General features: G+C 74.0%; 6 protein-coding genes. 4 read left to right on the top strand and 2 right to left on the bottom strand.

Features of this window, described 5'->3' with window-relative positions; translation table 11 throughout:
• Positions 1 to 239, top strand: a 239-nt coding sequence (locus AC0I8G_RS25770; RefSeq protein WP_471732489.1) for a winged helix-turn-helix domain-containing protein, incomplete at its 5' end; no start/stop codon positions are given.
• Here the strand turns inward: AC0I8G_RS25770 and AC0I8G_RS25765 are convergent.
• Positions 212 to 1,618: a sensor histidine kinase gene (locus AC0I8G_RS25765; protein ID WP_471732488.1), complete on the bottom strand. Its 1,407-nt coding sequence runs from the start codon at positions 1,616 to 1,618 to the stop codon at positions 212 to 214. The two genes, AC0I8G_RS25770 and AC0I8G_RS25765, sit on opposite strands and share 28 nt — an antisense overlap.
• 45 nt (positions 1,619 to 1,663) lie before the next feature.
• On the opposite strand from AC0I8G_RS25765, the gene AC0I8G_RS25760 reads away from it, so the two are divergent.
• Both AC0I8G_RS25760 and AC0I8G_RS25755 read left to right on the top strand, forming a co-directional pair.
• Positions 1,664 to 2,800, top strand: coding sequence for an ATP-binding protein (locus AC0I8G_RS25760; RefSeq protein WP_471732487.1), 1,137 nt, complete (start codon positions 1,664 to 1,666; stop codon positions 2,798 to 2,800).
• 3 nt (positions 2,801 to 2,803) lie between these two features.
• The gene (locus AC0I8G_RS25755) at positions 2,804 to 4,993 is read left to right on the top strand and encodes a DUF2201 family putative metallopeptidase (protein ID WP_471732486.1); all 2,190 of its coding nucleotides are present in this window, start codon (positions 2,804 to 2,806) and stop codon (positions 4,991 to 4,993) included.
• A gap of 218 nt (positions 4,994 to 5,211) precedes the next feature.
• Here AC0I8G_RS25755 and AC0I8G_RS25750 read toward each other — a convergent pair whose 3' ends face one another.
• Positions 5,212 to 6,078, bottom strand: a complete 867-nt coding sequence (locus AC0I8G_RS25750) for an enoyl-CoA hydratase/isomerase family protein (RefSeq protein ID WP_471732485.1) — start codon at positions 6,076 to 6,078, stop codon at positions 5,212 to 5,214.
• A gap of 142 nt (positions 6,079 to 6,220) precedes the next feature.
• Between AC0I8G_RS25750 and AC0I8G_RS25745 the strand changes: the two genes are divergently transcribed.
• Complete coding sequence (locus tag AC0I8G_RS25745; protein WP_471732484.1) at positions 6,221 to 6,838, top strand: TetR family transcriptional regulator; 618 nt, start codon at positions 6,221 to 6,223, stop codon at positions 6,836 to 6,838.
• Positions 6,839 to 7,032: the final 194 nt, after the last annotated feature.

The following is a 7,032-nucleotide window of genomic DNA, read 5'->3' as shown; positions in this document are numbered from 1 at the left end:
CCCTCACCCTCACCCCCCGCGAGTTCGCCCTCCTGGAGTTCCTGCTCCGCCACCGCGACCAGGTCGTCGCCAAACCCGACATCCTCCGCGCCGTCTGGGACCCCGACGTCACCACCGACCCCAACGTCGTCGAGGTCTACGTCCGCTACCTCCGCCTCAAGATCGACCTCCCCTTCCAGCGCCACGCCCTGCAGACCGTCCGCGGCGCCGGCTACCGCCTCGCCGCCGACGGGGGCTGAGGACCACCCACGGGCAGGCGCACCTCCACCACGCACCCCCCACCCCGGCGCTCGCGGACGCTCACGCGACCGCCGTGCGCGGCGGCGGTCTCCGCGACGATCGCCAGGCCCAGTCCTGTCCCGCCCGAACCTCGTCGGCGGCTGTCGTCGAGGCGCACGAACCGTTCGAAGACGCGGGAACGGTCCCCCTCGGGGATGCCGGGCCCGTCGTCGCCCACCCGCAGGACGGCGACGTCGCCCTCCTGCGCCACCTCCAGCTCCACGCGGGAGGTGGCGTGGCGCACGGCGTTGTCGGTGAGGTTGCGCAGGGCGCGGGCCAGCGCGAGCGGATCGCCGAGGACCCGCACGGGCGCGATGGTGGCCTGGACCGTGCGGCCGCTGACACTGCGCAGCCGGGTCGTCTCGACCTCGACCACCTCGTCGAGGTCGACCTCCTGCGGGACGAGCAGGAGGCGGCCCTCGTCGGCGCGGGCCAGGGCGAGGAGGTCGGCGACCAGCGTCTCCAGCCGTCCGCTCTCCGAGGCCACCAGGGTCGTGAACTCCGCCAGGCTGCCCCCGGACCCCGCCCACACCTCCGCCGCGGCGCGCAGGGTGGCGACGGGGCTGCGCAGTTCGTGGCTGGCGTCGGCGACGAAGCGCCGCTGGCCGGCCTGGGCCGCCTCCAGCCGGGCCAGCATCTCGTTCATCGTCACCGCGAGCCGGCTCACCTCGTCCTCGCCCGCGGGGACCGGGACCCGCCCGTCGAGGCCCCGGGCGCTGATGCCCTCGACCCTCGCCCGGATCGCCTCCACCGGACGCAGCGAACGGCCCACGAAGGTCCAGGTCGCGACGCCGATCGCGGCCAGCAGCAGCGGGGACCCGACACCCAGCAGGACCCCCGCCCACCGCAGCACCCGGTCGGCGTCGGCGGTCGACTCGGCGACCACGACGTGGAAGTCCCGGTCCTCCACGTCCGCGCCGAGCACGGTCACGACCCAGCGGTGGTCCTCGCCGAGGGCGGGGAGGCGCACGACCTCGTGCTCGACGCGCGCCGAGGCCGGGCGCAACGCCGTCAGCGCGGGCAGGCCCGCGAGACGGGCGCTGCGGGCCACGACGTCGCCGTCGGCGTCCAGGACCTGGATGTGCGACCCGCGGTCGGCCTGCGCACCGACGGCGGTGTCCAGCGCCTGCCGTGCGGCGGCGTCCGATCCGCTCAGCGCAGCCGCCGTGACCGAGAGCCGCACGAGCCGCGCCTGGACGGACCCGGTCTCCTGCTCGCCGGAGTACAGCGTCGAGCGCAGCAGCACCAGCCCCGTGACGGCCCCGGCGAGCACGAGGACCGCGAGCAGCGCCGTCGCCGCCACCGTCGAGCGGACGCGGACCCCTGCGCTTCGCCACACCCGACCAGTCTCACCCGCCGGGAGGGTGCCCCGGACAATGGCGGCATGAGCCAGCGCCACACCGACACCTGCAACGCCCTCGGTGTTGCCCTGCTCGCCGACGTGCCCGTCATCCTGTGGGGCCCTCCCGGTCAGGGGAAGTCCTCGGTGATCCAGGAGCTGGCGAACGGGATGGGCGCCCACCTGGAGACCGTCATCGCCTCCATCCGCGAACCCAGCGACTTCGCGGGTCTGCCCGTCGTCGACCCCGCCACCCGCACGGCCTCCCTCGCGGCCCCGTCGTGGGCGGTGCGCCTGCGCGACGCCGTGCTCGAGGAGGGCCGCACCGGGATCCAGTTCTACGACGAGGTCTCCACCGCCCCGCCCGCCACCCAGGCGGCGCTGCTGCGCCCGATCCTCGAGGGCGTCGTGGGAGACCTGCGCCTGCCCGACGGGGTCCGCACGATCGCCGCGGCGAACCCGCCGGACGTCGCCGCCGACGGCTGGGACCTCGCCCCGCCCGTCGCGAACCGGTTCGTGCACCTCACGTGGGAACTCGACGCCGACACCGTCCGCGAGGGGTTCACCACGGGCTGGCCGACCGTCGCCGTGCCGGTGCTCGAGGAGAGCGCGGTGGAGGCCCTGCTCGCGCAGACCCTCGCCGTCGTCGGGGTGTTCCTGGGGTCGAAGCCGGAACTGGTCACCCAGATGCCCCGCACCTCCGAGGAGGCCGGCCGCGCCTTCCCGACGCCGCGGTCGTGGGAGATGGCGGCCCGGCTGCACGCCTACGCCACCGCGGCGGGGATGAACAGCACCGTGGTCACGATGCTGATGGCCGGGACCGTGGGTATCACCGCCGGCGGGATGTTCCTGAACTACCTGCGTGAACTCGACCTGCCCGACCCCGAGACCCTGCTCGCCGACCCCGACGTCTACGTCGTGGACCGCCGCCGCACCGACCAGACCTACGCGGTCGCGGCGTCGGTGTGGTCGGCGACGGCCGTGCGCAACACCGCGCAACGCTGGGTCAACTGCGGGGTCGTCCTCGCGGTGATCGCCGAGAGCGGCAGCGCCGACATCGCCTTCTCCTACGGCCGGGCCTGGGCCGCGGCCCGCCCCGCCGGTGCGCTGCCCACCGCACGGATCGTCCAGGGTCTGGCGCCCATCCTGACCGAGTTGAACCTGCTCACCACGAAGGGCTGAGCCGTGGAGGAGACCCTGCTGCGCCAGGCGAACCTGCGCCTGGCCGCCGGCCGCGCCAAGGCCACCGACCTCATGCCCTACCTGGCCGACGCCCTCTACGCGGTGAAGGCGATCCCCAGCGGGGACCTCCCGACGCTGGCCATCGACGGTCGCTGGCGCATGTACTACAACCCCGAGTTCGTCCTCACCACCTCCGTCGAGGAGGTCGCCGGCGCGTGGCTGCACGAGATCGGCCACCCCCTGCGCGAGCACGGTGAACGCTTCGCCGCCCTGCGCGAACCTCCCGAGCGGGTACCGCTGTGGAACCGGGCCGCCGACACCGCCATCAACGCCGACCTGCGCCTCGCGGGGGTCCGGCTGCCCGCCGTGAAGGCCTGGTACCCCGAACGCGTCCCCGGAGGCCGGGAGGGCATGACCGCGGAGGAGGTGTACCGGCTGCTGCTGGCCGGACCGCTCGGCCGCCGCCTCGCGCAGCGTGACCCGGCCCTCGTCCTGCTACCGGACACGCTGCGGGAGAACGAGATCCCCGCGACGCTCCTGTGCCTGACCCGCGACCCGGTGCTGGCGGGGTCCAGCACGGTCGAGGTGCTGGGCGCCGACGGCGAACCCGTCGCCGGCGCGGCCGGACGGTTCGAGGTGCGCGACCCCCGGGGTGGGACCCTCGTCCTGAACCCGCCGCTGCCGGCGGGCCGCTACGAGGTCGTCGTGACCCACGGGACGGAACGGAGCTCGGCCCACCTGACGATCACCGCACCCAGCCTCACCCTCCGCCCCGACCACCTCACCCGCGCTCGGGAACCCGCGGAGAAGATCGTCGTGGTGGGGGAGGACACCCACTTCGGGCCGTCCTCGCGGGTCCACGCCCTGCATCCCGACGGCCGCGCCCTGGACGTCGTCTCGAGCGTCACCCCGATCAGCGCGACCCGTCTGACCTTCGAGCTCGGGCCGCTCCCCGACGGCGCCTACCGGATCCGGGTGCGCAGCGGCGACGAGGTCGTCCAGGCCGTCCTCCCGATCGGCCTGCCCCACCTCGACCTGCAACCGTCGAACCTCCCGAGCGGTTTCGTGGTCCCCGTCGAACTCTCCGGGCAGGTCGACGACCTCACCCTCGACGACACCACGGCGCTCGCGGTCGTGGACGACCTGGGGACCGAGGTCGACGGCGCCGCGGGTCCCCCGAGGTTGCGGGGCGGTTCCCTCGTGGACGTCTCGATCGAACGCCCCCTGGACGACGGGACCTACGTCGTGGTCCTCACCACCGGCGACGCCCGGGCGTCGGCGTCGTTGACGGTCGGTGGGGAGGGTTCCCCGGACGGTGAGGGTTCCTCGGACTCCGAGGACGAACCCGGGCAGGAGCAGCCCTCCGACGACGGTTCCGAGGCCGGTTCCGAGGCCGATCCCGGGGAGGGGGCCGGCCGGGAGGAGACGACCGACGACTGCGGATCGGGGGCCGGTGGGACCCGGCGACCCTGGGAACAGGACGAGACCGGCACGGACGAGGACGGTCGCGACGACGGCAGCGTCGACGCCGGACGGGGCGAACTCATCCGCCAGCAGACCGCCCGCAACGTCCTCGAGCACGCCCGCAGCCGGGGTTCCGTCCCCGCCGGGTGGGAACGCTGGGCCACCCTCGTCCTCGAACCCCGGGTCGACTGGCGCAAGGAGATGAACAGCATCACCCGCCGGGTCAGCGCCAACGTCGCCGGGATGCGTGACTACACCTACGCCCGACCCTCCCGCCGCGCCGCCTCGGTACCTCACGTCGTGCTGCCCTCGATGCGCCAGCCCCGCCCCCCGCGCGTCGCCGAGGTCGTCGACACCTCCGGCTCCATCAGCGACGAGATGCTCTCCCGCGTCCACGCCGAGACCGAGGCCATCGTCAAACGTTCCCGCGGCGAGGGGGTCACCGTCATCGCGTGCGACGCAGCCGCCTCCCGCCCGCGCACCGTCCGGACGATGAGCGACGTCACCATGGTCGGCGGCGGGGGCACCGACATGCGGGTCGGTCTGCAGGTCGCCGCTCAGGCCCGTCCCCGCTTCGACCTCGTCATCACCATGACCGACGGCGACACCCCCTGGCCGGAAACCCCGCCGGCCGAGAACCCTGACGCCCGCTACGTCGCGCTGCTGCTCGACGGGGACCGCACGAGCGTCCCGACCTGGATGCACAAGATCGTCGTCGGGGACGACTGATCGAGCGGAGGTCGCCGGTGGGAGCAACCGGCCCGGCGCGCTGCAGCGGTGCGGCGGAGCTGCTCGCCGGTGCACCTCCTCGGCCCGGACGCAGAGACGGACCACGCCGAGGCGTCCGAGGGCCAGGTCGACGGGCTGCTGGGAGCGGGAACCCCGGCGCTCTGATCCTGATGACCCCGAGGACGGGGACCCGCACCGGTCAGGGTGCGGATCGCGGGTCAGAGCCGGCGGATGAGGGCCTCGAGGTCGATCTCGCCGTCGCGGGTCTGCATGCCCGCCTCGAGCAGCTCGCGGGCCCGTTCGGCGGCGTCGGGGGTGAAGAGGGGGCCGAGGAGGGCGTTCTCGGTGGCCAGGCCCTGGCGGGTGATGGAGCTGGGGGCGGCGCTCACGGCCTGCTTGACGGCCGCGACGATCTGCGGTTCGAGCGCGCCGATGCGGCGGGCGAGGGCGTCGACGAACGCGTCGATCTGATCGGCGGGCAGGGCCCGGTTGACCAGGCCGTAGCGTTCGGCGAGTTCGGCGTCGACGAGCTCGGCACCCAGGAGGATCTCCAGGGCCCGGGCGCGTCCGACCAGGGAGGTCAGGTACTGGGTCCCGCCGCCGCCGGCCATGATGCCCATGAGGACCTCGGGCTGGGCCTGACCGGCGGTGCCGACGGCGGCGAAGCGCATGTCCAGGGCCATCAGGAACTCGTTGCCGCCACCGCGGGCCAACCCGGTCAGCTTGCCGATGGTGACCTGGGGCAGGGCGCGGACCTCTTCGTGCACGACCTGCATGAGGTTGAGGTCGGTCGGGAAGTCGGCGTCGGGGTTGGCGGCCACGGTGGCCGCCCCCGCGGCGGCGAGGGTGTCGGGTTCGGTGATGAAGCGGGTGTCGCCGTGGGCGATGAACAGGTCGGGGTCGGCGCTGTCGAAGACGACGACCCGCACGTCGGGGTCGTGGCGGACCTGGGCCACGAAGCGGCGCAGGGAGGGCAGCAGGGTGGCGTCGAGGAGGTTCAGCGGGGGGTTGTCGATGGTGACGATGGCCACGCCGCCGGCGACGGCGACGTGCAGGGCGGGCAGGTCGTAGGACGTGGGGGACACGGGGGTCTTCTTCCTCGAGGTCGGTGACGTTCCGGGAGCCGGAGAGTAGGTGAGTCTGCGTTCCCTGTCTGGAACTGAGTGTCAGGTTACGAAGTGAGTTCCAGATGTGCAAGTGAGTACGTCGCTCTCGTAGGCTGGGCGGGTGAGTGGACTGAGCACGCGTGCCATCAGCCGCGCCGCGGTGCGCCAGGAACTGGCCGCCGTCGCACTGCCCCGCTTCGTCGACGTCGGCTTCGACGCGGTGACCTTCGACGACCTGGCCGGCGCGGCCGGGGTCTCGCGCAGCACCTTCCTGCGCTACTTCGCCAGCAAGGAAGACGTCGTCCTGCACGTCTTCGACCCGCTGGGGGAGCAGATGACCGCCGCCCTCAGCGCCCGGCCGCAGGCGGAGGAGGACTGGACGGCGCTGCGGCGCGCCGTCGACCCCGCGGTGCAGCTGATCGCGGCCGACCCGCAGGCGGGCCTGACGCTGCTGCGCCTGGTGTGGTCCACCCCGGCGCTGTGGGCCGGACTGCACGAGAAGCACGGCAGCTGGCGTCCACCCCTGGTGGACCTGCTGGTGCGGCGCTCGACGGCGTCAGCGGCGCAGGCCCCGGCCCTGCTCGCGGTGCGCACCCGGGTCATGGCCGCCCTGGGCTGCCTCATGGTGGCCTTCGACGCGTGGATCGAGAGCGGCGGGACGCAGCCGCTGGACGCGCTCACCGACGGCGCCTTCGCCGCCCTCGCCCCCAACGGGGGAGAGCCGCCGCAGTCCCGGTGAGGTCTCCGGGCCGGCTCCCTGCTCGAGGTCCAGCGCGGGGAGGTCGACCCGGCGGACGCCTCGTCCCCGCCCTGGAGCTGCCCACCCTCCGGTCACCTCACCGCGAGGCCGACCCCGAGAACGCCACCATCGTCCGCACGACCTCCCACCCGTCCTCGCGCCCCGCCAGCGCCAGCGCCTCCTCCGCCCCGAAC

The organism is Kineococcus sp. AC630, from assembly GCF_979255925.1.
Note: the sequence above shows the minus strand (reverse complement) of the source record. Positions and strands in the feature narration are given on the sequence as shown.